The sequence below is a fragment of the Sellimonas intestinalis genome (assembly GCF_001280875.1).
Taxonomy (GTDB): domain Bacteria; phylum Bacillota; class Clostridia; order Lachnospirales; family Lachnospiraceae; genus Sellimonas; species Sellimonas intestinalis.
Window position 1 is genome coordinate 126,547 of the sequence record NZ_LGAJ01000003.1, and the last position, 26,419, is coordinate 152,965.

General features: G+C 47.9%; 24 protein-coding genes. 22 read left to right on the plus strand and 2 right to left on the minus strand.

Going from position 1 to position 26,419, the window contains the following annotated elements; all coding sequences use genetic code 11:
* Nucleotides 1-19: 19 nt before the first annotated feature.
* The 12 genes from AOA56_RS01420 to AOA56_RS01475 all read left to right on the plus strand — a co-directional run bounded on the left by AOA56_RS01420 (nucleotide 20) and on the right by AOA56_RS01475 (nucleotide 13,181).
* Nucleotides 20-1,768, plus strand: coding sequence for a peptidoglycan D,D-transpeptidase FtsI family protein (locus tag AOA56_RS01420; protein ID WP_024732981.1), 1,749 nt, complete (start codon nucleotides 20-22; stop codon nucleotides 1,766-1,768).
* 142 nt (nucleotides 1,769-1,910) lie between these two features.
* Nucleotides 1,911-2,867: a phospho-N-acetylmuramoyl-pentapeptide-transferase gene (mraY, locus tag AOA56_RS01425; protein WP_024732980.1), complete on the plus strand. Its 957-nt coding sequence runs from the start codon at nucleotides 1,911-1,913 to the stop codon at nucleotides 2,865-2,867.
* A 20-nt stretch (nucleotides 2,868-2,887) separates the two neighbouring features.
* A complete protein-coding gene (murD, locus tag AOA56_RS01430) occupies nucleotides 2,888-4,240 on the plus strand; it encodes a UDP-N-acetylmuramoyl-L-alanine--D-glutamate ligase (RefSeq protein WP_053768794.1) in 1,353 nt (450 codons plus the stop codon).
* A 13-nt stretch (nucleotides 4,241-4,253) separates the two neighbouring features.
* Nucleotides 4,254-5,339: a putative lipid II flippase FtsW gene (gene ftsW, locus AOA56_RS01435; protein WP_024732979.1), complete on the plus strand. Its 1,086-nt coding sequence runs from the start codon at nucleotides 4,254-4,256 to the stop codon at nucleotides 5,337-5,339.
* Between the two features lie 40 nt (nucleotides 5,340-5,379).
* On the plus strand, nucleotides 5,380-6,150 hold the full coding sequence (locus AOA56_RS01440; RefSeq protein ID WP_024732978.1) for a cell division protein FtsQ/DivIB: 771 nt from the start codon (nucleotides 5,380-5,382) through the stop codon (nucleotides 6,148-6,150).
* A 284-nt stretch (nucleotides 6,151-6,434) separates the two neighbouring features.
* Nucleotides 6,435-7,646, plus strand: a complete 1,212-nt coding sequence (ftsZ, locus tag AOA56_RS01445; RefSeq protein WP_024732977.1) for a cell division protein FtsZ — start codon at nucleotides 6,435-6,437, stop codon at nucleotides 7,644-7,646.
* Between the two features lie 322 nt (nucleotides 7,647-7,968).
* The gene (locus AOA56_RS01450; protein ID WP_024732976.1) at nucleotides 7,969-8,742 is read left to right on the plus strand and encodes a sigma-E processing peptidase SpoIIGA; all 774 of its coding nucleotides are present in this window, start codon (nucleotides 7,969-7,971) and stop codon (nucleotides 8,740-8,742) included.
* A 12-nt stretch (nucleotides 8,743-8,754) separates the two neighbouring features.
* Entirely contained in the window at nucleotides 8,755-9,495 is a 741-nt protein-coding gene (gene sigE, locus AOA56_RS01455; RefSeq protein ID WP_024732975.1) for an RNA polymerase sporulation sigma factor SigE, read from the plus strand.
* A gap of 71 nt (nucleotides 9,496-9,566) precedes the next feature.
* Nucleotides 9,567-11,180 carry an MBL fold metallo-hydrolase RNA specificity domain-containing protein gene (locus AOA56_RS01460; RefSeq protein WP_024732974.1) on the plus strand — a complete coding sequence of 538 codons (1,614 nt, stop codon included), beginning with the start codon at nucleotides 9,567-9,569 and terminating at the stop codon, nucleotides 11,178-11,180.
* A gap of 132 nt (nucleotides 11,181-11,312) precedes the next feature.
* On the plus strand, nucleotides 11,313-12,089 hold the full coding sequence (sigG, locus tag AOA56_RS01465) for an RNA polymerase sporulation sigma factor SigG (protein ID WP_024732973.1): 777 nt from the start codon (nucleotides 11,313-11,315) through the stop codon (nucleotides 12,087-12,089).
* A 152-nt stretch (nucleotides 12,090-12,241) separates the two neighbouring features.
* A complete protein-coding gene (locus AOA56_RS01470) occupies nucleotides 12,242-12,931 on the plus strand; it encodes an HAD family hydrolase (protein ID WP_024732972.1) in 690 nt (229 codons plus the stop codon).
* On the plus strand, nucleotides 12,918-13,181 hold the full coding sequence (locus AOA56_RS01475) for a glyoxalase (RefSeq protein ID WP_024732971.1): 264 nt from the start codon (nucleotides 12,918-12,920) through the stop codon (nucleotides 13,179-13,181). Before AOA56_RS01470 ends, AOA56_RS01475 begins: the two co-directional genes overlap by 14 nt.
* Nucleotides 13,182-13,200: 19 nt before the next feature.
* On the opposite strand, the gene AOA56_RS01480 is transcribed toward AOA56_RS01475, so the two are convergent.
* Nucleotides 13,201-13,632, minus strand: a complete 432-nt coding sequence (locus AOA56_RS01480; RefSeq protein ID WP_024732970.1) for an FMN-binding protein — start codon at nucleotides 13,630-13,632, stop codon at nucleotides 13,201-13,203.
* A 226-nt stretch (nucleotides 13,633-13,858) separates the two neighbouring features.
* Here AOA56_RS01480 and pth point away from each other — a divergent pair, with 226 nt between their 5' ends.
* From pth to AOA56_RS01495, 3 genes are read left to right on the plus strand one after another with little or no spacing between them, the layout of a single operon-like run.
* A complete protein-coding gene (gene pth / locus AOA56_RS01485; protein WP_024732969.1) occupies nucleotides 13,859-14,428 on the plus strand; it encodes an aminoacyl-tRNA hydrolase in 570 nt (189 codons plus the stop codon).
* Nucleotides 14,429-14,447: 19 nt separating this feature from the next.
* Nucleotides 14,448-17,822, plus strand: coding sequence for a transcription-repair coupling factor (mfd, locus tag AOA56_RS01490; RefSeq protein ID WP_024732968.1), 3,375 nt, complete (start codon nucleotides 14,448-14,450; stop codon nucleotides 17,820-17,822).
* A 29-nt stretch (nucleotides 17,823-17,851) separates the two neighbouring features.
* On the plus strand, nucleotides 17,852-18,973 hold the full coding sequence (locus tag AOA56_RS01495; protein ID WP_024732967.1) for a peptidylprolyl isomerase: 1,122 nt from the start codon (nucleotides 17,852-17,854) through the stop codon (nucleotides 18,971-18,973).
* Between the two features lie 35 nt (nucleotides 18,974-19,008).
* Here AOA56_RS01495 and AOA56_RS01500 read toward each other — a convergent pair whose 3' ends face one another.
* Nucleotides 19,009-19,455 (minus strand): GatB/YqeY domain-containing protein, encoded by a 447-nt coding sequence (locus AOA56_RS01500; protein ID WP_024732966.1) that lies wholly within the window; start codon nucleotides 19,453-19,455, stop codon nucleotides 19,009-19,011.
* Between the two features lie 152 nt (nucleotides 19,456-19,607).
* Between AOA56_RS01500 and AOA56_RS01505 the strand changes: the two genes are divergently transcribed.
* From AOA56_RS01505 to recJ, 7 genes are all read left to right on the plus strand, one after another.
* Nucleotides 19,608-20,159: a stage V sporulation T C-terminal domain-containing protein gene (locus AOA56_RS01505; protein WP_024732965.1), complete on the plus strand. Its 552-nt coding sequence runs from the start codon at nucleotides 19,608-19,610 to the stop codon at nucleotides 20,157-20,159.
* 58 nt (nucleotides 20,160-20,217) lie between these two features.
* On the plus strand, nucleotides 20,218-20,589 hold the full coding sequence (locus AOA56_RS01510; protein ID WP_024732964.1) for a TIGR04086 family membrane protein: 372 nt from the start codon (nucleotides 20,218-20,220) through the stop codon (nucleotides 20,587-20,589).
* Nucleotides 20,590-20,599: 10 nt separating this feature from the next.
* Complete coding sequence (locus AOA56_RS16770) at nucleotides 20,600-20,695, plus strand: PolB1-binding protein PBP2 family protein (RefSeq protein WP_390498888.1); 96 nt, start codon at nucleotides 20,600-20,602, stop codon at nucleotides 20,693-20,695.
* A gap of 25 nt (nucleotides 20,696-20,720) precedes the next feature.
* Nucleotides 20,721-20,864, plus strand: a complete 144-nt coding sequence (gene scfA, locus AOA56_RS01515; protein WP_008976445.1) for a six-cysteine ranthipeptide SCIFF — start codon at nucleotides 20,721-20,723, stop codon at nucleotides 20,862-20,864.
* A 92-nt stretch (nucleotides 20,865-20,956) separates the two neighbouring features.
* Entirely contained in the window at nucleotides 20,957-22,372 is a 1,416-nt protein-coding gene (gene scfB / locus AOA56_RS01520; RefSeq protein WP_024732963.1) for a thioether cross-link-forming SCIFF peptide maturase, read from the plus strand.
* Nucleotides 22,373-22,391: 19 nt separating this feature from the next.
* Nucleotides 22,392-24,572 (plus strand): protein translocase subunit SecDF, encoded by a 2,181-nt coding sequence (locus AOA56_RS01525; RefSeq protein ID WP_024732962.1) that lies wholly within the window; start codon nucleotides 22,392-22,394, stop codon nucleotides 24,570-24,572.
* A gap of 76 nt (nucleotides 24,573-24,648) precedes the next feature.
* Nucleotides 24,649-26,412, plus strand: coding sequence for a single-stranded-DNA-specific exonuclease RecJ (gene recJ / locus AOA56_RS01530; protein ID WP_024732961.1), 1,764 nt, complete (start codon nucleotides 24,649-24,651; stop codon nucleotides 26,410-26,412).
* Nucleotides 26,413-26,419 lie beyond the last annotated feature (7 nt).

Consider the following 26,419-nt stretch of genomic DNA (forward strand, 5'->3'; position numbering starts at 1 on the left):
CACTTCTGTGAGGTTTTTTATGAAGAATAAAACCTATAATAAAAGGAAGATTCTCATTGTGTTTATCGGGGCGTCGCTAATGATACTGGGGCTGATTGCAAGACTTTGTTATCTGATGATTTTTGACGCGGAATATTATCAGAAGAAGGCCGAGGCTCTCCACGAGCGGGAGCGGGAGATCAAGGCGGCAAGAGGAGAGATTATCGACCGGAACGGTAAAGTACTTGCTACCAATAAGACGGTCTGTACCGTTTCGGTGATTCACAGTCAGATCGAGGATGCGGACGCAGTGACGAAAGCTCTTGCCGGGACACTGGAGATGGAGGAAGAAACCGTACGGAAAAAGGTGGAGAAAGTTTCCTCTATGGAACGAATCAAAACCAACGTGGAAAAAGAAGTTGGAGACCGGATCCGGGAGATGAATCTGGCAGGCGTCAAGGTGGATGAGGATTTCAAACGGTATTATCCGTACGAAGAGCTTGCCAGCAAGGTGCTTGGCTTCACAGGGGGTGATAATCAGGGGATTATCGGCCTGGAGGTCAAGTACGAAGATTATCTGAAAGGAGAAAATGGAATGATTCTCTCCACTACGGACGCAAGAGGCGTGGAGCTGGAGGGGATCGCAGAGGACCGGGCAGAGCCGACTGCCGGCAATACCTTGCGGATCAGCATCGATTATAACATTCAGAAGTACGCCCAGCAGATGGCGCAGAAGGTAATGGAGGAAAAGCAGGCGGAGAAGGTGGCGATCATCCTGATGAATCCGCAGAACGGAGAGATCTATGCTATGGTGAACTGGCCGGAGTTTAATCTGAACGAACCATTTGAACTTCCGGAGGGAACGACATATGATTCGGAGGATGAAAAGCAGGAACTTTTAAACCAGATGTGGAGAAACGGGTGTATCAACGACACCTATGAGCCGGGTTCTACCTTTAAAATCATCACCTCCAGCGCCTGTCTGGAGGAGGGGGTCGTTGATCTGGATGATACGTTTGTCTGTCCGGGATACAAGATCGTGGAGGATCGGAGGATCCGGTGCCACAAGGTAGGCGGGCACGGTGCCGAGACGTTTGTGGAGGGCGTCCAGAATTCCTGTAACCCGGTTTTCATGGAAATTGGACTACGCCTTGGAGCGGAACGGTTCTGTGACTATTTCGAACAGTTCGGGCTGATGGAAAAGACCGGGGTGGATCTTCCGGGGGAGGCTTCTACTATCATGCACCGGCTGGAAGATATCGGGGAGGTAGAGCTTGCTACCATGACATTCGGTCAGTCGTTCCAGGTGACGCCGGTACAGATGGCCGCCACAGTCAGTTCCTTGATCAATGGAGGAAAGAGGGTAACGCCTCATTTTGGGGTAGAAGTGCTGGACAGTGAGAGCGGGAAGACGCTTAAGACATTTTCGGATAAACAGGGCAGAAGGGTCATATCTGAGAAAACGTCAGAGACGATGCGGAAAATCCTGGAGAGCGTGGTTTCAGTCGGATCCGGGAAAAACGCCTATATCGAGGGATACAGTATCGGAGGAAAGACGGCCACGTCCCAGACTCTGCCAAGAAGCGCCAACAAATATATTTCTTCCTTTATTGGCTTTGCTCCGGCCGAAAATCCGCAGATTCTGGGAATGTGTGTTATCTATGACCCTAAGGGAATCTATTATGGCGGAACGATCGCAGCCCCGGTTGTGCGGGAGATTTTTGATGACGTACTGCCGTACCTTGGCATCGAAAAACAAGAGAACGCAAAGTCTGAAAAGGAAGAGTGACCGTGACAGAAAAGAAGAGCAGCCTGCGGCAGAAAGAAAGAGCGAGCCATGGCGGTCGACTTGCATTGATGGTACAAATACGTTATAATGGTACGCAGGCATATAGGCCTGTTTAGAAACCAAAGGATGAAGAGGTGCAGATATGGATTTTACATTCGTAGTACCGGTTCTGATCTCATTTGTACTGAGTGTGATTATGGGGCCGATTGTGATTCCGATGTTACGGAAAATGAAAATGAAACAGACAGAACGTGTGGAGGGGGTGGAGTCTCATCTACAGAAGGCGGGGACGCCGACCATGGGAGGCGTGATGATTCTGGCTTCTATTGTAGTTACCTCCCTCTTTTATGTAAAGGATTATCCGAAGATTATTCCGATCTTGTTCGTAACGCTTGGGTTTGGACTGATCGGATTTCTGGATGATTATCTCAAGGTTGTGATGAAGCGCTCGGACGGACTCTTTCCAAAGCAGAAGTTCGCCCTTCAGATTGTGATAACTGCGGTATTTGCCTATTATCTGATCCATGTTACTCATACACCGTTGACCCTTCTGATTCCATTTTCTGGTGGAAGATACTGGAATATAGGATGGCTTGCCATTCCGCTGTTATTTATAGCAGTGATCGGTACGGTCAACGGCGTCAATTTTACAGATGGACTCGATGGGCTTGCCTCCAGTGTGACCGTGCTTGTTGCTACATTCTTTACGGTGGTGGCAGTAGGAACAAAGAGTGGGATTGAGCCGGTCACCTGTGCGGTGGTAGGTGCGCTTATGGGATTCCTTCTGTTTAATGTCTATCCGGCCAGTGTGTTTATGGGAGACACCGGATCTCTGGCTCTTGGAGGATTCGTGGCGTCCACGGCATATATGCTTCAGATGCCCATTTTCATCATCATTGTCGGAATGATTTATCTGATAGAGGTGGCGTCGGTGATGATTCAGGTTACTTATTTTAAGAAGACAGGTGGAAAACGGATCTTTAAGATGGCTCCGATTCATCATCATTTTGAGCTCTGTGGATGGTCTGAGACGAGGATCGTGGCAGTCTTTTCCATTATCACGGCGATTCTGTGTCTGATTGCGCTGTTGGCACTATAAGAAGAAAGGACGGAAGAGTAATGTTAAAAAACGGGAAAAAGGTACTCGTGTTCGGCTCTGGAAAGAGTGGGATTGGTGCGGTGATGCTTCTGGAGCACGAGGGCGTTGATACGATCTTATATGATGGAAATGAAAAGCTCGATCCGGAAGAAATCCGGAGGCGTCTGCCAAAAGACAGTAAGGCGGAAATAATATTCGGACCGTTTCCGGAGGATCAGATGGAAAAAATCGGTCTTGCGGTTTTAAGTCCAGGTGTTCCAGTGGATCTTCCGGTTGTGGAGAAGATGAAGGCGGACGGGATCCCGATCTGGGGAGAAATTGAGCTTGCATATCACTATGGCAGGGGAGATGTACTGGCTATTACGGGGACGAATGGAAAGACGACCACCACGACACTTCTTGGTGAGATTATGAAGGCTCATCAAAGTGAGGTGTTTGTAGTTGGAAACATCGGTAATCCGTACACCATGGAGGCTATGAAGATGACAGAGCAAAGTGTAACTGTTGCGGAGATCAGCAGTTTCCAGCTGGAGACGATTCATGGGTTTGCACCGAAGATCAGCGCGATCTTAAATATTACGCCGGATCATCTGAACAGACACCACACCATGGAGAACTATATCAGCGCCAAAGAGGCCATTACAAGAAACCAGACGAAGGATGACTACTGTGTGCTGAATTATGAAGATGACGTGCTCCGGGTGTTCGGGGAAGAGACAGAAGCGACACCATTTTATTTTAGTAGTAAAAGGGAACTTCCGGTGGGGATTTACTTAAAAGACGGGGAGATTATCTACCGGAATCAGGAAGTGGTTCCGGTTTGCCGTGTGGAGGAGCTCATGCTGCTTGGTACCCATAATTATGAAAATGTGATGGCGGCGGTGGCGATAGCAGCGCTCTATGGCGTACCGATGGAGACAATCCGGAAAGTCATAAAGGGGTTTTCAGGAGTGGAACACAGGATCGAATTCGTGATGGAAAAAGATGGAGTGGCATACTATAACGATTCGAAGGGGACGAATCCGGACGCAGCAATCCGTGGTATTACCGCAATGAATCGTCCAACCATTCTGATCGGAGGGGGCTATGATAAGCAGTCTGAATACAATGAATGGATCGAAAGCTTTCAGGGAAAAGTAAAGAAACTCATCCTGCTCGGGGAGACGAAGGAGAAAATTGCAATGACTGCGGAGAAATATGGATTTACCGACTACGCCTTTGCGGATAGTTTGGAGGATGCAGTGCGGTGTGCGAAAGAAGAAGCCAAAGCGGGGGATGCTGTATTGCTTTCGCCGGCGTGTGCAAGCTGGGATATGTTCCGAAGCTACGAAGAACGGGGAGAGAAGTTTAAAGACTTGGTAAAATCGCTGTAAGGAGAGGGATAGATTGAAGCAGGCGGAAAAACCGGAATCCAGAGGGACGGATAAGGTGCTTCTGGTGATTGTTTTTTTACTTGTGATAATAGGACTGATAATCCTTTACAGTACCAGTTCCTATAATGGACAGATAAAGTTCGGAGATCCTTTTTACTATTTGAAAAAACAGATCTTCGCTACATCCCTTGGATTGGCCGGGATGTATGCGGTCGCCAGAACCGATTATCATATCTGGGAAAAGCTGGCGGTGCCGGGGTATCTGATGGCAATTGTACTTTGCATTGCCGTCATGTTGTTCGGCGATGAATATAATGGCTCCAAAAGATGGCTGTCTTTGGGGCCATTTTCTTTTCAACCGTCAGAATACGTGAAAGTTGCGTTGATTGTATTTCTCGCATGGCTGGTGACAAAAAACGTCAAAAAAATCGGAAAGCTTACCACATTATTCAGGATCATGCTGTTTGCCCTTCCTGTTGTAGGACTTGTGGGGGCCAGCAACTTAAGCACGGCGGTGATTATTCTTGGCATTGCCGTGATCCTGATCTTTACCGCTAGTCCGAAATATGCCCAGTTCATATGGATGGCGGTGACAGGGATTGGATTCATGGCTATCTTTCTTGGACTGGAGAGTTACCGTTTGGAGCGTATCGCCATCTGGCAGAATCCGGAGAAATATGAGAAAGGGTACCAGACGCTCCAGGGACTCTTTGCCATTGGCTCCGGCGGCCTGTTCGGGAAAGGGCTTGGCAGTAGTATCCAGAAGCTCGGCTTCGTGCCGGAGGCACAAAACGACATGATTTTTTCCATCATCTGTGAGGAGCTCGGACTTGTGGGGGCTATCCTTGTGATTTTGTTGTTTTTCCTTTTGATCTGGCGTTTTTTCGTGATTGCCTCCCATGCGTCGGATTTGTTCGGCGCGCTGATTGCGGCAGGAGCCATGGCGCACATGATGATACAGGTAATCTTAAATATCGCGGTCGTGACCAATACGATTCCGAATACTGGTATCACGCTCCCCTTTATCAGCTATGGAGGGACGTCGGTTGTCTTTCTTCTTGTGGAAATGGGGCTTGTATTCAGCGTGGCCAGTTGGTAAAATAGAAACGTTAATGATGGAACATACAGGAGGCACATCGATGAATGAACAGGTCGTGCAAAGGGATGAGAAGAGAAAAGAATTAAAACGTACCAGGCGCAGGCAGATCATCAAAAGACTGGGAAGCGGGGCGGCGGTTCTTGCTGCCATCATTTTGTTTCTCCTCTTATTTCAGCTCAGAGAAATTCGGGTGGAGGGGTCTGATTTTCTCACGGAGGGTGAGATCAGACAGTATATCCGTGAGCAGGGAGGGGATGGCAATTCTCTTGTCCTGCTACTTAGTACAAAGTTTGGGGATTTCCCGGAGCCGGCGACTGTTCAGAGTATGAAGTTCCACATGGTCAATCCGTGGACGATCCGTGTAGTCGTCAAGGAAAAATCCCCTGCCGGATATGTACAGAACCAAGAGAGCTATATTTATTTTGACAATGAGGGGACGGTACTTGGCATTACGGACGCTCCAAGGGATGGTGTGAGCCTGGTTGAAGGACTGGACGTCTCAAAGGTGGAGCAGGGAGAGAAACTTCCGGTGGAGGATTCCTCTATTTTTGAATATATTGTCCAGATTCAGGAGATTCTTACCAGATACAAGGTAAGTCCGGACCGGATTGTCACAGACGGAGAGAATATCACCCTTTATTTTGGGAAGATCTGCGCCAAACTTGGAAGTGGAGATCCGAAAGAAAAGGCTGAGCAGCTTCCGTCGATTCTGGAAAAGCTGGAGGACCAGAGCGGTACATTGTACTTGGAGCATTACGGGCAGTTGACAGAGACGATCCGCTTTGAAAAAAGTGAAGCGGCCAAGGAATAAATGCTTCCGAACTGCGGGAAGAAGGAGCTTTTGGGGTTTGTGGCGAAAATCCCGCTTAGATAAACCACATATACAAAGTACATAAAAAATTTATGATTTTCATCAAGTTTGAACTTAGATTTTTGCGGCTTTGTATATGGTTGAACTGTTACTAAAAAAATCGAAAAATAGAAAAAATTCTATTGAAATTTGCCCGGAAAGACTATATTATATAGTATATATGGCAGAATACATGTACTAGTAGGGTGTATAAATAATAAAGCATAACAAAGGAGGAGACACTCTTGTTAGAAATTAAGACAAATGAATCAGAAGCAGCAGCAAAAATTATCGTCGTTGGTGTAGGTGGAGGCGGTAACAATGCTGTCAACCGCATGATAGATGAGCAGATTGCAGGCGTAGAGTTTATCGCCATCAACACAGACAAACAGGCTCTCTCATTCTGCAAGGCTCCTACACTGATGCAGATCGGAGACAAGCTCACAAAAGGACTTGGAGCAGGAGCAAAGCCGGAAGTTGGCGAGAAGGCAGCAGAGGAGAGCGCGGATGAGATTGCGGCAGCACTCAAAGGTGCAGATATGGTATTTGTTACATGCGGCATGGGCGGCGGTACAGGTACAGGTGCGACACCAGTAGTAGCACGTATCGCAAAAGAACAGGGTTCCCTGACAGTCGGCGTTGTTACAAAGCCGTTCCGTTTTGAATCCAGGGCACGTATGAACAATGCCCTCGCTGGTATTGAAAAGTTAAAAGAAAATGTAGACACACTGATTGTCATTCCGAATGATAAGCTTCTTGAGATCGTTGACAGAAGAACAACGATGCCGGACGCTCTGAAAAAGGCGGACGAAGTTCTTCAGCAGGGTATCCAGGGCATTACAGATCTCATCAATGTACCGTCTCTGATCAACCTTGATTTTGCGGATATCCAGACCGTTATGATCGACAAGGGCATTGCTCACATCGGTATCGGACATGGAAGAGGAGACGACAAGGCGCTTGAGGCTGTAAAACAGGCTGTGGCAAGTCCGCTGCTTGAGACGACCATTTCCGGTGCGTCCCACGTGATTATCAACATTTCCGGAGATATCACTCTGATGGACGCAAGCGATGCGGCAGAGTACGTTCAGGAGCTTGCAGGAGAAGAGGCAAATATTATCTTTGGTGCAATGTACGATGAGACCAAGTCCGACGAGGCCACAGTGACTGTCATTGCGACAGGTTTACATAACAGTACAGAGAGTACTGCATCCAGACTAAAATCCAAGATCGGAGTTACAAAGCCGGCCGGATCTGTATTTGCTACTGATACACAGGCACATACAGCACTCAAGACAGATATGGGAAGAGTGACTCAGATGCCACAACAGACAAGAACAACTACAGCAGCTCCAGAGACAAATGCTCCTACAGCACCTTCCACACCATCTTACACAGCGGGGACAGGAAGGGTGAAAGAGCAGACCATCAAGATTCCGGACTTCTTCAAGAAATAGGAATCGAAGGTTCGGACATACAAAGAGATCCGATATTTGGCACTTTAGATATCATACAGACTACAAGACGAATGAAAGGTATGGAGACAGAAAAGCCTCCATACCTTTTTCTGTGCAAAATTACCATTTTTCTTTAAGATAAAAAGGGAGATGTGTCCAGATGCATCGGAACACACCTCCACGAAGGAATAGACAAATCATGTCGAAAGAAAACGCATTTCTCTGTCAGTTTCTGACAAATTTTCAAGTGGTTTTTTCTTATAATACTCTTTGTTCGTATACTGAATCGATTTAGCAGCGACGGGAGAAAAGAGTGTGAAGGATGTACTATGAAATCTATATTGATGTATTTTTCCTCATCAATTTTATGATGGATTATCTGCTTCTTGCGGCGGTTTGCCGGATGTTGTCCATGGAGTTTAAGAGGCGGCGGGTGCTTCTGGGGGCCTTAATGGGAGCGGTTCTTACCTGTCTTGTGATTATAATCCCGACAGGCGGGATCGTGCGTCTGATTCTGTGTCATTTGATAGTGAATTCAGCTATGGTTATGACAGGACTTGGTGTGAAGTCTGCCCGGGAGCTCGTGAAGGCTTTGCTGATGCTCTACGGGGGAGGATTCTTGCTTGGAGGTATTTTTAGCTTTTTTGGACAATATATTCGTACAGGGAGCCTTTTTTTCCTTTTTGCTGTTGTCAGCTATGAAGTGTTGGAGGCGGTGTGGGCCTTTTTTCGGCAGGTTCATAGGCAGAATGGGTATACCTGCGAGGCGCAGATCGAAACAGCGGGAAAACGGATCCGGCTTCAGGGACTGATTGATACCGGAAACAGGCTGAAAGATCCGCTCTCCGGGCAGCCGGTATGCATCGTGGAACGAGAGGCGGTTTTGGAACTTCTGGAGAAGGCGAAGGAGCAGCGGCAGATCGGTTTTCGATCCGTAGGGAATACGAATGCCAAGATTCTTCTTGTGCGGATGGAAAGTCTGACCCTGTGGGGAAAGAGCAAAAAGCAGATCCGGGATGTATGGATTGGAATTTCTGATACCCGGATTTCGACAGATGGAACTTACCGGATGCTTGTCAATCCGGATATTTTTTAGGAGGGGATATTCATGATTATGAGTCTTACAGTGCCAAGTGCGTTCAGACAAAAGATCCTGCCTGCGTTTCGGACATGGTTATTTCCGGAAAAGCAGGAAGTCTATTATATAGGGGGATCGGATATTTTGCCTCCTCCTCTGGAGATGGAGGAAGAGGCAAGGGCAATCGAACAACTTTGCAGCGAACATAATGAACATGCCAGAAAGCAGCTCATTGAGCATAACCTAAGGTTGGTAGTGTACATTGCAAAGAAGTTTGACAATACAGGGGTAGGAGTGGAGGATCTGATTTCCATTGGGACCATCGGTCTTATTAAAGCTATTAATACATTTAATCCAGAGAAGAATATTAAGCTTGCGACCTATGCGTCACGGTGTATCGAAAATGAGATCCTGATGTATCTGCGGAGAAATAATAAGACAAAGCTGGAGGTATCTATTGACGAGCCGCTGAATGTGGATTGGGACGGGAATGAACTTCTGCTCTCGGACATTCTGGGGACGGAGGAAGATACGATCTATAAGGATATGGAGAGCGAGGCGGAGAAAAGTATGCTGATCCGTGCGGTGGGAAGGCTTTCTGTGAGGGAGCGAAGAATCGTCAGTATGCGTTTTGGTCTTGGAACTCCGGACGGTGAGGAGATGACGCAAAAGGAAGTGGCGGATGTACTTGGAATTTCCCAGTCCTACATCTCCAGACTGGAAAAGAAAATCATGGTGAGGTTGAAAAAAGAAATTGCAAAATTGGAATAAAAATATAGCTATTATCTGAAAAAAAGTGATACAATATCTACATACGATACGAAAAGAAAAGAGGCGATGGTATGAAATTGAGATTTATCGGTGCGGCACATGAAGTAACAGGAAGCTGCCATCTTTTGGAGGTATGCGGAAAGCACATTTTGGTAGACTGTGGAATGGAGCAGGGACCGGATCTGTATGAAAATCAGGAGATCCCGGTATCAGCCTCGGAGATAGACTATGTGTTGTTAACGCATGCCCATATCGATCATTCCGGCAATCTGCCTCTCCTTGTGAAACAGGGTTTCCAGGGAGAGATTGTATCTACCTTTGCAACGTCGGATCTTTGCGGCATCATGCTCCGTGACAGCGCGCATATCCAGGAATTTGAGGCAGAATGGAGAAACCGCAAGGCCAGAAGAAGCGGGGCGCCGTTTTACGAACCTCTTTATACAATGCAGGATGCAGTGGACGCGGCAGCGCTTTTTGCCCCGTGTGATTATGGACAGAAGATCTCTCTCTGCGATGGTGTGGAGGTGCGCTTCAACGATGTGGGCCACCTCCTTGGTTCTGCCTGTATCGAGGTATGGATCACGGAGGAGGGCGAGACGAGGAAGATTGTTTTCTCCGGTGACGTGGGGAATATCAATCAACCGATCATCAAGGACCCGATGACCGTGAAGGAGGCGGATTATGTAGTGATTGAGTCTACATACGGAAACCGGATTCATGGGGCTGGCATTCCGGACTACGTAGGCGACTTTACGAAAGTGATCCGGGAGACGTTTGCAAAAGGTGGAAATGTGGTCGTTCCATCCTTTGCGGTGGGCCGTACCCAGGAGGTTCTCTACTTTATCCGGGAGATCAAGGAGAAAAACCTGCTGCCGGAATATCCGGATTTTGAAGTGTATGTGGACAGTCCGCTGGCAATCGAAGCGACCAATGTATTTAATAAAAACATGTTGGGTTGCTTTGACGAGGAGGCCATGGAACTAGTACAAAAGGGCGTTAACCCGCTCCGTTTTCCAGGACTGAAACTGACGACTACAAGTGAAGAGTCCAAGCAGATCAATTTCGACGAGAAGCCAAAGATTATCATATCGGCGTCCGGTATGTGTGAGGCGGGACGAATCCGCCATCATCTGAAACACAATCTGTGGCGCAGGGAGTGTACGGTTCTGTTCGTGGGTTACCAGGCGGCCGGCACCTTGGGGCGAAAACTCATCGAAGGTGCGGAATGTGTGAAACTCTTCGGTGAAAATGTGGAGGTTAATGCCAGGATCTGCGCCTTGGAGGGTATCAGTGGACATGCGGACAAAAACGGGCTTTTAAACTGGCTGTCCGCCTTTGAGACTCCGATCCGTCATGTGTTTGTCGTCCACGGGGAGGATCAGGTGACCGACGAGTTTGCGGCTTCCATCAAGGAGACGCTCGGATATGAGGCTTTTGCTCCGTTTTCTGGGGGAGCCGTGGATCTTCTGACGGATGAGATCTTAAGCGAGGGACTCAGGATTCCGAAGAAATCTGCGGAAAAACCTGCCAGAATCCGGGCAAATCAGATATTTGGCCGTGCGGTATCCGCGGCGAAGAGGCTGCTTGACGTGGTAATGAAAAACGAAGGGCTATCTAATAAAGATCTTGCTAAGTTGGAAAGTCAGATTTTAAATCTTGCAGACAAGTGGGATCGGAACGACTGATCAGAGTATCCGAACGTGCAACATGTCAAGGACTAAAAGTTTTTTTATTTTTTCCATCATTGTATAAGAGTGTGCCGGTATGCACATCATTTCTGTTAGAAAGGCAGATTTGCTGTGACAGGAGGATGTACGATGGCACTGAACAAGGTGGAAATATGCGGAGTGAATACCTCAAAGCTTCCGCTTCTGAAAGAGGAAGAAAAGGAAGAACTTTTCGCCCGGATTAAGGAGGGCGATGAGGAAGCAAAAGAGAAGTACATTAAAGGAAATTTAAGACTTGTGTTAAGTGTAATCAAGCGGTTTGCGGGGAGCAGCGAAAATCCGGACGATCTGTTTCAGATTGGCTGTATCGGCCTGATAAAGGCGGTCAACAATTTTAATACAGAGCTGGATGTTCGCTTCTCTACTTATGCGGTGCCGATGATTATCGGTGAAATCCGCAGGTATATGCGGGACAATAATTCCATCCGGGTCAGCCGTTCGTTGCGGGACACGGCGTACAAGGCGATCTACGCCAAGGAAAACTACGTCAAGAAGAATCTTCGGGAGCCGACTGTCCAGGAGATATCCGAGGAAATTGGCATTTCCAAGGAGGATATTGTCTTTGCTCTGGACGCCATTCAGGCTCCGGTGAGTCTAAACGAACCGGTATACAATGACAGCGGGGATGCACTCTATGTGATGGATCAGATCAGCGATAAGAAAAACAAAGAGGAGCGCTGGATTGAGGATCTGTCCTTGCAGGCGGCGATGGAGCACCTAAATGAGCGAGAGAAATATATTATCCGCCTTCGGTTCTTCGAGGGGAAGACTCAGATGGAGGTGGCAAAGGAAGTGAAAATTTCCCAGGCGCAGGTGAGCAGGTTGGAGAAAAACGCACTTCGTCTGATGCGCCAGTATCTGGATTGAAAAGAAACGATCAGACAGAAAAACCAACAGAACGTTTTCAGGGAACAGCGACTAACTTTTCCCTGGGGGCGTTCTTTTGTGTTGAAATTTTCCAGATCCTATATTATGCTATACTTGTAAATGGTATGAAACAAGAGAATGGAGTAAGAAAGATGTATAAAGCTTGTATTTTTGATTTGGACGGAACATTGACAGATACATTAGAATCCATTACTTATTCTGTGAATCTGACCATGGAAAGGATGGGACTTCCTCCAATTACGATGGAACAGTGCAGGAGGTTTGTGGGAAACGGCGCTAGAAAGCTTTTGGAGTGTACCCTGCGGGCGTGTGGGGATGAAGAGATGTCCCGTATGGAAGAGGCCATGGCAGTTTACAGCGATGTTTTTGCAAAATATTGCACCTATCACGCAAAGCCATATGATGGAATCAAAGAGATGCTTGAGCGATTAAAGAAAGAAGGGGTCTTTCTGGCAGTTCTTTCCAATAAGCCGGACGGCCAAACGAGGGATGTGGTACGAACCTTTTTCGGAGATCATTTCTTTGATGCCGTGCAGGGACAAAAGGAAGGGATTCCGAGAAAGCCGGATCCGGCGGCAGTGCTTTCCATTCTGGAACGCGCGGGCATCACACGGGAGGAGTGTGTTTACATCGGAGATTCGGATGTGGATATGCACACCGGAAACAATGCAAAAGTTAAAACTGTCGGTGTCAGTTGGGGATTTCGTTCCAAAGAGCTTCTGTATGAGACAGGGGCCCATGTGGTGATCGATCACCCGGAAGAGCTGATTTCGGTGGTGACAGTACAAAAGGGCAAGGAGGAGACGCATGGAGAGATTTAGTGAAGAATGTTTGGAAGTGTTCTTAAGAGAACAATCCCAGCTATTTGACGAGCCGGTGGCGGAGACGCCGGAGGAGGCGGAGGCTTTTCTGGAGGACTGTATGGCAGTCGTACTGGATTCTTTAGAAGAGGTTCGAGATTATCTGGATGAGTACGGAGCGGATGTGGACGGTATGACACTTGGGGAGATTGAGGACGCATCCGAAGTGTTCGCACTTCCGGGAGGACAGTATCTGGTCGTGGAAGGATAGGAAAAGCCGGGGCAGCATATCAGTCTGCCTCGGCTTTTTTCAGTGCCTTCTGGATTGTATCCAAGATGAGATTGGATGTATAGGAGTCATCCTCGCCGGCTTTGATCTTGTCTGTCGACTGGGACTTGATAATCTGTCCGGCGATTTCTTCCATGGCCGGCTGGACAAGGGGATACATCGTTTCCACGCTTTCGTCCAGGTTGGCAAACCGGATCGAATTGATATGGTTTTTGTCCACGGACACCTCCACTTCCAGAGGTGTATTATTGAGTGTCATGCTGGCAGTGTAGATTCCGGGCTTATAGTCTTTGGATGTCTGCTTTCCTTTTGTATGTCCGGGCAGGAACATAAAGAGCAGAAGCAGGATGAGGAGGATCCCAAGGGCGGCAAAAATGGCGGTGTAGATGATCTCCTTCATGTGAAATACGACGATTTTTGTTTTGGAACTCATAAGTCAAAAGCTCTCCTTTCGGTAAGATGTCAAATCTGGCAGTACAGTGAGATGTTGCCTTTATACTATATATGAAAGTAACAGTTCAGCCATGCACAAAGTCACAAAAAATCTGAGTTCAAACTTGTTTGAAAACGAAGATTTTTGTGTACGTTGTATGCAGCGTTGCCAAAAGAGGGTTTTTACGGTAAAATAAAAAGATACGAAAAAAGAGAGGTAGAAAGTCATGTTTATAATCGTAGGATTAGGAAATCCGGGATTAAAATACGAAGGGACCAGGCACAATGTAGGGTTTGATGTCATAGACAAAATTGCGGAGGAATACCATATAGCAGTGGACACGAGAAAGCACCGGGCGCTCATCGGCAGGGGTGTGATCGACGGCTTCAGAGTGATACTCGCAAAGCCTCAGACCTTTATGAATCTGAGCGGAGAGAGTATCCGGGAGTTGGTGGACTATTATAAGGTGGACGAGGAAACGGATCTGATTGTCATTTATGACGATATCAGCCTGGATGTGGGACAGCTCCGGATCCGCAAAAAAGGAAGCGCCGGCGGACATAATGGTATCAAGAGCATCATCTCCCATCTGGGACATGACGCGTTTTTGCGGATCAAGATCGGAGTCGGAGAAAAGCCAAGGGGCTACGATCTGGCGGATTATGTGCTGGGACATTTTGAAGGAGAGGACAAAGAGAAGATGGAGGAAGCCTACGAAAAGGCGGTACAGGCCGTGAGGATGGCTTTACATGGTGACGTCTGTGAGGCGATGAATCAGTTTAACCGCAAAGGTTGATGGAAGGGAGTAAGACACGATGAAGGCTTTTACGGCGCCTCTTTTGGAGCTTGCGGAGTTTGATACTATTCAGAAGACAAAATACCGGGAACCGGGGATGATTCAGATTGCCGGAAGTACCGGATCACAGAAAGGACACCTCGCCTATGCCCTTGCCAGGGAGGACAGACGGGTGCTTTATGTTGTGCAGGATGAGGAAAAGGCAAAGGAGATCTTGGAGGAATACCAGTTTCTGGATGCCGGGGTCTTTTTCTACCCGGCAAAGGATTTTCTGTTTTACCGTGCGGATATCCGGGGAAAATATCTGACTCAGAAGAGGATGGAAGTGATTCGGGCGCTTCGGGAGGAGGAGAAGGTCACGGTGGTGACGACAATCGATGCTTTGATGGACGGCGTCCGTCCTCCGTCCGGCATCAATGGACAGATCTTTACCCTGCGCGTGGGAGACATGTCGGACCTGGAGGAATTAAAGGTCAGACTTTCCAAGATGGGATACGACAGAGAAATCCAGATTGAAGGACCAGGGCAGTTTGCTGTACGAGGTGGGATTTTGGACGTGTACCCCCTGACAGAAGAGATGCCGGTGCGGATTGAATTCTGGGATGACGAGATCGACTCCATCCGGACGTTTGACGTGGAGACGCAGCGGTCTGTGGAAAACCGGGAGGAGATCACTTTCTACCCGGCATCGGATACAGTCTCCGGAAAACAAGGAGTTTCTTTTTTGCAGTATTTTCAGCCGGAGGAGACACTTCTGTTTTTGGATGAGCCTGCAAGGTTATATGAGAGAGGGCTGACAATCGAGGAGGAGGTCAAAGAGGCGCAGGAAAGAAGAGAGGAAGCGGAGCGGACCTCAAAGACAGAGGAGGATGAGATCCGGATGTTTCCGGTGCGTGAGATTGTGGGGCTTTTAAATAGCTATCATAGTATTGGGTTTACCGCGCTGGAAGGAAAACTGAAGGAATTCCATGTGCGGGAGACTTACAGTATCCTGGCAAAGAATGTCAACCCATATAACAGCAGTTTTGAAGTCCTGACAAGGGATTTGAAGCGGCTGAAGCGAAATGGATACCGGGTGATCCTTCTGAGTGGCTCCCGGACAAGAGCCAGGAGATTGGCAGAAGATCTGCGGGATTATGATTTAAACAGCTTTTATGATGAAGATCCAAACCGCCTGGTAAAGCCGGGGGAGATTTTTGTCTCCTACGGCCACGTGGCAGTGGGTTATGAATATCCGATGCTGAAATTCACCGTTATCTCTGAGACGGATATCTTCGGAAAAAAGAAGAGAAAGAAGCGCAGAAAGATCTATGAGGGGGAGAAGATCCAGAGTTTTACGGATTTAAAGCCGGGGGACTATGTGGTACACGAAAATCATGGCCTTGGTATCTATCAGGGAATCGAGAAGATTGAAGTGGACCGGATTGAGAAGGATTATATGAAAATCTCCTACGCCGGGGGCGGCAATCTTTATATTCCGGCCACCCAGATGGATCTGATCCAAAAGTACGCTTCCGCGGATGCAAAGAAGCCCAAGTTGAACCGGCTGGGAGGCCAGGACTGGGAGAGGACGAAGACGCGGGTACGAAAAGCCGTACAGGAGATTGCAAGAGATCTCGTAGAGCTTTATGCGACGCGTCAGGAAAAGGACGGCTATGCCTACGAGCCGGATACTGTATGGCAAAAAGAGTTTGAAGAGATGTTTCCCTTTGAGGAGACGGATGACCAGTTGGCGGCCATCGAGGACACGAAAAAGGATATGGAAAGCCATAAGATTATGGATCGTCTGATCTGCGGAGATGTGGGATTTGGAAAGACTGAGGTGGCGATCCGAGCCGCTTTTAAGGCTGTACAGGAGAATAAGCAGGTTGCATTTCTCGTGCCGACCACCATTCTGGCACAGCAGCATTACAACACACTTGTGCAGAGAATGAAGGATTTTCCGGTCAGGGTAGATCTGATGTGCCGTTTCCGGACGCCTGCTCAGCAGAAGAAGACACTGGAAGATCTGATGAAAGGGCAGGTGGATATTCTTGTGGGGACCCACCGGATTTTAAGTCAGGATGTGACGTTTAAAGATCTGGGACTTCTGGTGATTGACGAGGAGCAGCGTTTTGGTGTTCAACACAAGGAGAAGATAAAAAAGCTCCGGGAAAATGTGGACGTTCTGACACTGACGGCTACCCCGATTCCACGAACCCTCCACATGAGCCTCATCGGAATTCGGGATATGAGCGTGCTGGAGGAAGCACCGATGGACAGGATGCCGATCCAGACGTATGTCATGGAATATCAGGATGAGATGGTACGGGAGGCCATCGTGCGGGAACTCTCCAGACAGGGGCAGGTCTATTATGTTTATAATAAGGTAAAAGACATTGCGGAGATCACAGCCCGTATCCAGAGCCTGATTCCGGAGGCAAATGTGGCTTACGCTCACGGGCAGATGCGGGAGCATCAGTTGGAAAGGATCATGTATGATTTCATCAATGGGGATATCGACGTGCTCGTCTCTACAACCATTATTGAGACCGGGCTTGATATTTCTAATGTCAATACGATGATTATCCACGACGCGGACAAACTGGGGCTTTCTCAGTTATACCAGCTTCGGGGCCGTGTAGGACGGTCCAACAGGATGGCCTATGCTTTTCTCCTTTATCGGAGAGACCGGCTTTTACGGGAGGTGGCGGAGAAACGTCTGGCGGCGATTCGGGAGTTTACCGATCTGGGATCGGGATTTAAGATTGCCATGAGGGATCTGGAAATACGGGGAGCAGGAAATCTTCTCGGAGAAGCACAGCATGGCCACATGGAGGCAGTAGGGTATGATCTCTACTGTAAAATGTTAAACGAGGCAGTTAAAGGCATGAAACAAGGTATAGATCAGGATGAGGTGGAGAGCTTTACCACGACGATCGACCTGAATGTGGATGCATTTATTCCGGCCTCCTATATTCCGGACGAGTACCAAAAACTCGATATTTACAAGCGGATTGCCCTCATCAGTACAGAAGACGAGATGGACGATATGATGGAAGAGCTCATCGACCGCTTCGGGGATATTCCTAAGAAAGTACAGAAACTCATCTTGATTGCACGGATCAAGGCTCTTGCCCACTCCGTGTATGTGACGGCCATCGAGCAAAAAGGCAGCACACTCAAAATCACGATGTATGAAAAGGCAAAAGTGCAGGTTCAGGAGATTCCCAAACTTCTGGAGCGAAGAAAAGGAGAATTGCTATTCAAAAATGACGCACCTCCATATTTCCTTTACGAGCAGAAAAAGCGAAATCGCAAAGAGAAAGATCCGGATATCCTGGAAGTCGTGAAAAATCTGTTAAATGACATAAAAACATTGATTGTAAAAGGGAAACCGGATATAATAGGGTAGTTAGAAATACGAAGGAGGCTTTTGATATTATGAAAAAGCGTTTGGCAGTTGTCCTTCTGACTGCCGTGATAGCGGCGGGGGCAATGGCAGGCTGCGGGCAAGAGACGATTAAGGACAGCGACGTTGTTGCGACAGTAGGTAAAACAGAGATTAAAGGGAATATAGCAAATTTCTTTGCAAGATATCAGCAGGCAATGTATGAGACTTATTACAGTTCCATGCTGGGAGAAAATATGTGGACGACAAAAGTCGACGACGATACGACTTATGAAGAGTCGGCGAAAGAGACAATTATGCAGTCTCTGGAGGAGCTTTATCTTTTAAATGAACACGTGGGGGATTATGATGTTTCCCTGACAGAGGACGAGAAAAAAGCAATCGGGGAGGCAGCAGATGCTTTCGTAGAAGCGAACGGCGAAAATGTCCGGGAAGTGATCTCAGGGGATAAAGAGACGGTGGAAGAAGTTCTTCAATTGTTTACGATCCAGCAGAAGATGCGGACAGAGATGTTAAAGGATGTAGACCGCAAGGTTTCCGATGAAGAGGCGGCTCAGAAAGCGATGCAGTATGTGGCATTTACTTATTCCGAGGAGTCAAAGAGCGAGGACTCTGAGAGCACATCCGATACAAAGGAAGAGGCTAAGACAAAAGCAGATACATTCTTAGATGCAGTTAAGGGAGGCACGGATTTTGAGCAGGCAGCAAAAGACCAGGAAACCTCCGCGCTGGATCTGACCTTTGATTCTGAGACGACGTCTCCGAACGAGGAAGTCATCGCTGCGGCTGACAAGCTGGATGCAGGACAGGTGACAGACGTGATCGAGACCGATTCCGGATACTATGTGGCAAAGGTGACTTCCACATTTGATCAGACAGCCACAGATAATAAGAAGCAGCAGATCATCTCCGAACGGGAGAATGACTGTTACAATGAGATCGTCGAGGGATGGAAAGACGATACAAAGATTAAGGAAAATAAGGACGTCTGGAAAAAAATCGACTTTAACGAACAAGGGGTTGCGGTGAAGAAAGCGGAGGATGACTCCGACAGTACGGATAACTCTACTAGTAAAGACAGTACGGATGAAGAGAATACAGACGATTCCGAGAATACGGACAATACAGATAACGCAGAGGAAGCAGCCGAGTAGGCTGCTTCTTTTATGGTTATCATCTGATGAAGGCGTTATACAAAGAACGTGCTGACCAGCTCATTTACGAGCTTCCCGTCGGCTTTTCCTTTTACCTTCGGCATCAGCTCTTTCATTATTTTTCCTTTATCTTTTGCAGTCGGCGTTGTCAGCTCCAGATCGGAGAGGACGGAGGAGATCACAGTTTTGATCTCTTCTTCATCCATCATCTTTGGCGCAAACTCTTCGAGGACTGCGATGCGAGCCCTGCACTCGGCGATGATCTCAGCGCGGTCCGCCGGGGTCATCTCCAGAGTCTCTTTCGTCTGCTTGATCTCCTTTAATACAACCTGCACCTCTTCCTCGGCTGTCAGATCCTCCCGTTTGTCGATAGCTTTATTTTTGAGAGCGGCAAGAAGAGAAGAGAGCGTCTCTTTTCTTGCTTTGTCGCCGGCTTTCATGGCAACGACCATTTCTTTTCTTACGTCGTCAATTTTACTCATCGTCTGCTCGACCTCCTCGTGTTTTTTTCTATTTTACTATCTCTTAAGAAAAAGTGCAAACAGAATAAAATTTTTCCTTTTGCGGATACTAGCCTTATGTGGAACCGTGGAAAATAACGGTTATATTGTGAAATGGAGGGAACAAGACCGATATGAAAGCAACCGGAATTGTAAGAAGAATCGATGATCTTGGAAGAGTCGTCGTGCCAAAGGAAATCCGAAGGACACTGGGGATTCGGGAGGGCACGCCTTTAGAGATTTTTACAGGAAAAGATGGAGAAGTGATTCTGAAAAAATATTCCCCGCTTGGAGAAATTTATACATTTGCACAGAATTATGCGGAGAGCCTTTCCCAGGCATCGGGAGTGCTGACGTGTATCACAGACATGGAAAAGGTGATCGCTGCATCCGGGGCAGGGAAAAAGGATGTAGCGGACCAGGAGATTTCAGAGGAGTTCGTGGGACTTCTGGAGGAACGCCGGATGGTACAAAAAGGGGTGAGAGAAAAGGGGATGGTTCCTTTGCTGAAATATAAGAATCTGGACTACCTTGAGAGCCTGGTGTGCCCGGTTCTTACGGGAGGCGATGTGATCGGCGCTGTCGTTTTTTTGTGGCAGGAAGAGGAGAAGGGAGCATCCAAGGAAATCTGTCAGAAGCTTGCCCAGTGTGCTGCCACATTTCTCGGAAGTCAGATGGAAGCATAGTCATAAAGCGCAAGCCCGCATCATACAATAGTCTTAGAAACAGGACAAGGAGGATGCGATGAGAGTAAAGGGACAAAAATCAGGGGTTATGCGGATTTTTCAGGCACTTCTGGTATCTTATATCATTACCGGAATCCTGCTCTTGGTGCTGGCAGTGCTGCTTTATAAACTGAATCTGGATAAGGGCAAAGTGACGGCAGGGATTACCGGAATTTATGTTGTCTCCGCATTTGCCGGAGGATTTTTAATCGGAAAGCTTCAGAAAGTCCGCAAATTTATCTGGGGGCTCATGCTTGGGATTTTGTATTTCCTTCTGCTGGTACTGGTCTCCTTTGGCGTATATCACACCCTTCAGGGAGATGTGATGCAGATCGTGACGACATTGGTACTGTGCGCCGCAGGTGGGATGTTGGGCGGTATGTTGTCATAGAGAACAAAAGATGTGCGGCGCCATCAAACGGCCTGCAAAGGTCATCCGTGAGATTGCGAAAAAAGGGCTTTTAAAAAGAAGGAGGCTATGCTATAATATCTTCTAGCAAAAGGCAGAAGGAGGAAATCAGGATGAAACACATTAAAACATTAAATACACAGACCTTAAACAACACGATGAAGAAGGGCGGATGCGGAGAATGCCAGACATCCTGCCAGTCAGCATGTAAGACTTCCTGTACAGTAGGAAACCAGACCTGCGAGCAGAAGAAATAGGCAGTCAGGACTTATAAACGAAGGGTACAAAGACAGCGGCTTTTTGGTCGCTGTCTCTTGATGTTCAAAGAAAAAAGAAAGGGGTACCGATAGTGATTCACCAGTACCAGAATAACGGATACAATATTGTTCTGGATGTCAACAGTGGGTGCGTGCATGTCGTAGACCAGATGGGATACGATGTAATCGCTGCCTTAAATGCGATCCATCCGGAGCAGACGGCCAGCACAATACAGACGGCCAAAACGAGAGAAGCAATAAAAGCACAGTTTGAAAATACATATGAGCCGGAGGAAATTGACACGGTTCTTGACGATCTTGCCGAGCTTACCGAGGCCGGACAGCTTTTTGCACCGGATACGCACGAAGCCTGCATCCAGGACGTAATGAAAAGAAAGACAGTAGTGAAGGCGCTCTGCCTCCACATCGCGCATGACTGCAACCTGGCTTGCAAGTACTGTTTCGCCGAAGAGGGAGAATACCACGGAAGACGGGCGCTTATGTCTTTTGAGGTCGGAAAGAAAGCACTGGATTTCCTGATCGCCAATTCCGGCAGCAGAAGAAACCTGGAAGTAGATTTCTTTGGCGGCGAGCCTCTGATGAACTGGCAGGTTGTCAAAGACCTGGTGGCATACGGAAGAGAGCAGGAGAAGATTCACGACAAGCATTTCCGATTTACTGTTACCACAAACGGCGTGCTTTTGAACGACGAGGTCCAGGAGTTTATCAATCAGGAGATGGACAATGTGGTGTTAAGTCTGGATGGAAGACGGGAGATCAATGATAGGATGCGGCCATTTCGCAATGGAAAAGGAAGCTATGATTTGATTGTTCCGAAATTCCAGAAGCTTGCAAAGAGCAGGAACCAGCAGAAATATTATGTCCGGGGAACGTTTACCAGACAGAATCTGGACTTTTCCGAGGACGTACGCCATTTCGTAGATCTGGGATTTCAGCAGATGTCCATTGAGCCGGTGGTAGGGGATGAGACAGATCCTTATGCTATTCGCAAGGAAGATTTGCCGCAGATTTTCGAGGAATACGATAAGCTTGCAAGCTATATGATCCAGAGAGAAAAGGAAGGAAAAGGATTCAATTTCTTTCATTTTATGATCGATCTGGAAGGAGGTCCTTGTATTGCCAAACGTCTTTCCGGATGTGGGTCCGGCACAGAGTACCTGGCAGTAACGCCGTGGGGAGATCTCTATCCATGTCACCAGTTTGTAGGGGATGAGGACTTCCTGATGGGAAATGTAGACGATGGCATTACAAAGCCTGAGATTGCGGATGAGTTCCGGTGCTGCAATGTATACTCCAAGGAGAAATGCCGTAACTGCTTCGCCAGATTTTATTGCAGCGGCGGCTGTATGGCAAACTCCTACCATTTCGAGGGAACCTTACATGATGCTTATGATATCGGATGTGAGATGGAGAGAAAAAGAGTAGAGTGTGCGATTATGATAAAAGCTGCTTTGGCGGACATCGGGGAAGAGAGCCGGCAGGCTTAAAGAGAAGGGGGTGTAAGATATGAAGAAAAGCAGAGGGATCGCAGGACTTCTTGGGACGATTCTGATGATAGCACTCTTGGCCTATACAGTGAGTTTCGGATGGGGCGGATCCCACAGTGGGGCTATGAAAAATATCAAACTTGGCCTGGATCTGGCCGGCGGGGTCAGTATCACCTATCAGACGAAGGAGAAGAACCCGTCGGATGAAGATATGAGGGATACGGTCTACAAGCTGCAAAAACGTGTGGAGACCTACAGCACGGAGGCGAGTGTATATCAGGAAGGCGACAGACGGATCAGTATTTCCATACCGGGTGTATCGGACGCCAATGAAATCCTGGAAGAACTCGGTCAGCCGGGAACTCTTGAGTTCCAGACGTCTGACGGGGAAACGGTACTTACGGGAAGCGATATCAAGACTGCTGAGGCAAAAAGCGGCCAGGATCAGACTACAGGAGCCAACGAGTATATGGTAGAGCTCCAGCTCAATAAAGAGGGATCCAAGAAGTTTGCCGAGGCTACGAAGGAGAACATAGGAAACCAGATTTCCATTATTTATGATGGGGAGACGATCAGTTCCCCAAGAGTGAATGAGGCGATCACCGGAGGAACAGCATATATTGACGGTATGGCAACTTTTGAAGAAGCAGAGAACCTGGCGGCCTCTATCCGGATCGGCGGACTTTCCCTGGAGCTGGAAGAGCTGAATTCCCAGGTAGAGGGAGCCCAGCTCGGTGAAGAGGCGATCAGCACAAGCTTGTATGCGGGTGCCGTCGGACTTGCGGTTGTGATCCTCTTTATGATGATCGTCTATCTGCTTCCGGGACTTGCTTCGGGACTTGCACTTTTGATTTACACAGGGCTTGTGCTGATGCTGCTAAATGCATTTGATATTACGTTGTCTTTACCGGGAATTGCCGGTATCATTCTTTCCATTGGCATGGCGGTGGATGCAAACGTCATCATTTTCGCCAGAGTGAAGGAGGAGATTTCCGCGGGAAAGAGTGTGCGAAACGCCTTAAAAGGCGGCTTCCATAAAGCGCTCTCAGCCATTGTGGACGGTAATGTTACGACATTGATTGCAGCTGCAGTACTTTGGTTCCGTGGTTCCGGTACAGTTCGTGGATTTGCACAGACACTGGCGCTCGGTATCGTCATATCGATGTTTACGGCTCTGGTAATTACAAGGATGATTGTATACTCCTTCTATGCAGTGGGAATCCGGGATGAGAAATTCTATGCAAAGAAATGGAAAGAGAGAAAGCCGGTCAATTTCCTCAGCAAGAAAGCGCTCTGTTTTGCCATCTCTCTGGCGGTCATCGTGGTTGGATTTGGCGTGATGGGATATCACCAGATCAAAGGGAACGGTATGCTGAACTACAGTCTGGAGTTTCAGGGTGGTACGTCCACGAATGTAGCGTTCCATGAAGACTACAGCATTTCCGAGATCGAGTCCGAGATTGTTCCGGTTATCGAGGAGGCAACAGGAGATTCGGAAGTACAGACACAGAAAGTAAAGGAAAGTAATCAGATTATCATCAGAACAAAGGCTTTGAGCCTTCAGCAAAGAGAGGCATTAAACCAGGCTCTGGCAGATAAGTTTGAAATCAAGGATTCGGAAATTACCTATTCCAGTATCAGCTCTACCATCAGTGCGGAGATGAGACAAGATGCGGTGATTGCGGTTGTGATTTCCACCATCTGTATGCTTCTTTACATCTGGCTCCGGTTTAAGGATATCCGGTTTGCAACCAGTGCGGTGGCGGCCTTAGTACACGATGTACTGGTGGTACTTGCGTTTTATGCAGTATCCAGAATTACCGTGGGAAGCACCTTTATCGCCTGTATGCTGACCATCGTCGGATACTCGATCAATGCGACGATTGTGATTTTCGACCGTATCCGTGAAGAATTAAAGGTACGAAAGAAGAAAGAAGCTCTTGCCGAGCTTGTAAACAGATGTATTACACTGACGCTGACAAGAAGTATCTACACCTCTCTTACGACCTTTATCATGGTATTTTTCCTGTTCCTCTTTGGAGTTGCTTCGGTCAGAGAGTTCGCCCTGCCTCTGATGGCGGGTATCATCTGTGGCGCGTACTCTTCGGTGTGCATTACAGGTGCGCTCTGGTATGTGATGAAGACCAAAGTCGGAAAGAAGAAAGAGGTTGTAAAAACGGAAACAGGGAAAAAGAAATAGAGCGAATAAAGGGATGCGGCAGGATGGATCACCAGGATCTTGCGGCATCCTTTTGCTTTTCAGTGGAGGAATACAGATGAAAAACTGGGTACTGCTCAGAAAGGGCGGCAATTTTACGAAAATAGGGGAGCGGTTTCATATTCATCCAAGGACGGCGGCACTGATCCGCAACCGGGATATTATCGGGGAGGAAGCGGTGGACCGGTACCTGAACGGAACCATTGCGGATCTGTACGACGGGATGCTGATGAAAGACATGGACAAGGCTGTCGATTTGTTGAAAGAGAAGATCACAGAAGGTCAGAGCATCCGCATTATCGGGGATTATGACATTGATGGCGTCAATGCCACATATATTCTTCTGGAAGGGCTTACCGGCCTTGGAGCCCGGGTGGATTATGATATTCCAGACCGGATCCGGGATGGCTACGGGCTGAATATTGATTTGATCGACCGGGCTTTGGATGATGATATCGATACGATTATTACATGTGATAACGGGATTGCGGCGAAGAATGAGATTGCCTACGGAAAAAGCATGGGGATGTCCATCATTGTTACCGACCATCACGAGGTACCCTATGAAGAAAAGGAAGATGGGACGAGGGTGTTCCAGATTCCTCCCGCAGACGCGGTGGTGGATATCAAACGGGAGGACTGCCTGTATCCGTACAAGGGGCTTTGCGGAGCAGCAGTAGCCTATAAGCTCATCGAGGCTTTGTACAACGTGATGGGAAAAGACCCGGAGGATGTGGATTATCTGATGGAGAATGTAGCCATCGCTACCGTCGGGGATGTTATGGATCTGAGGGATGAGAACCGGATTTTCGTCGCGCAGGGGCTCGAGATGCTGAAAAGAACAAAGAATCTGGGGCTGCGTGCGTTGATGGAATGTACCGGAGTCAACAAGGAGTGCCTGTCAGCCTACCATATCGGCTTTGTCATCGGTCCATGCATCAATGCGGGCGGACGTCTCGATACCGCAAAACGGGCGCTGGAACTTCTGTGTGCCGGTACGCAGAAGGAGGCAGATCTTCTGGCGGGAGACTTAAAAGCCCTAAATGACAGCCGGAAAAATCTGACCGAGGAGGCGGTCAAAGAAGCTGTGATCCAGGTGGAGACAACCGGACTGAAAGAAGAAAAGGTGCTGGTCGTTTATCTGCCGGAATGTCATGAGAGCATTGCGGGGATTGTGGCAGGTCGTCTGAGGGAGCGCTACTATAAGCCGGTGTACGTCCTTACAAGGGCTGAGGAAGGAGCCAAAGGTTCCGGTCGTTCCATTGAGGGATATCATATGTATGACGAACTGTGCAAGTGCAGGAATCTTCTCACCCGTTTCGGGGGGCACCGGCTTGCGGCGGGGCTTTCCCTGCCGGAAGAGAACATTTTCTTTTTGCGAAAAGCACTCAATGACCAGACAACATTGACCGAACGGGAGCTGACGGAGAAGATAGTCATTGATATGCAGCTTCCGCTTTGTGAGGTGACGGAATCGTTTATCAAGGAACTTTCGCTTCTGGAACCGTTTGGAAAAGGGAATACCAAACCGGTCTTTGCACAGAGGAAGCTTTCCCTTTTGCGGGGCAGACTGCTCGGGAAACATCAAAACGTTCTCAAGCTGGAAGTGATGGACGAGGATCATACTATTATGGAAGCTGTCTTTTTCGGAGAGATGGAGTCGTTTTTCTCCTGTCTTTCAGAAAAATACGGCCCAGACGCCAGAGAGCAGCTTCTTTCCGGAAGAGGACAGGATCTTTTCATGGATGTCACTTATTATCCGGGCGTCAATGAATATATGGGGAAAAAGACATTGCAGATTACCATTTTGGATTATCGGTAATACTGTA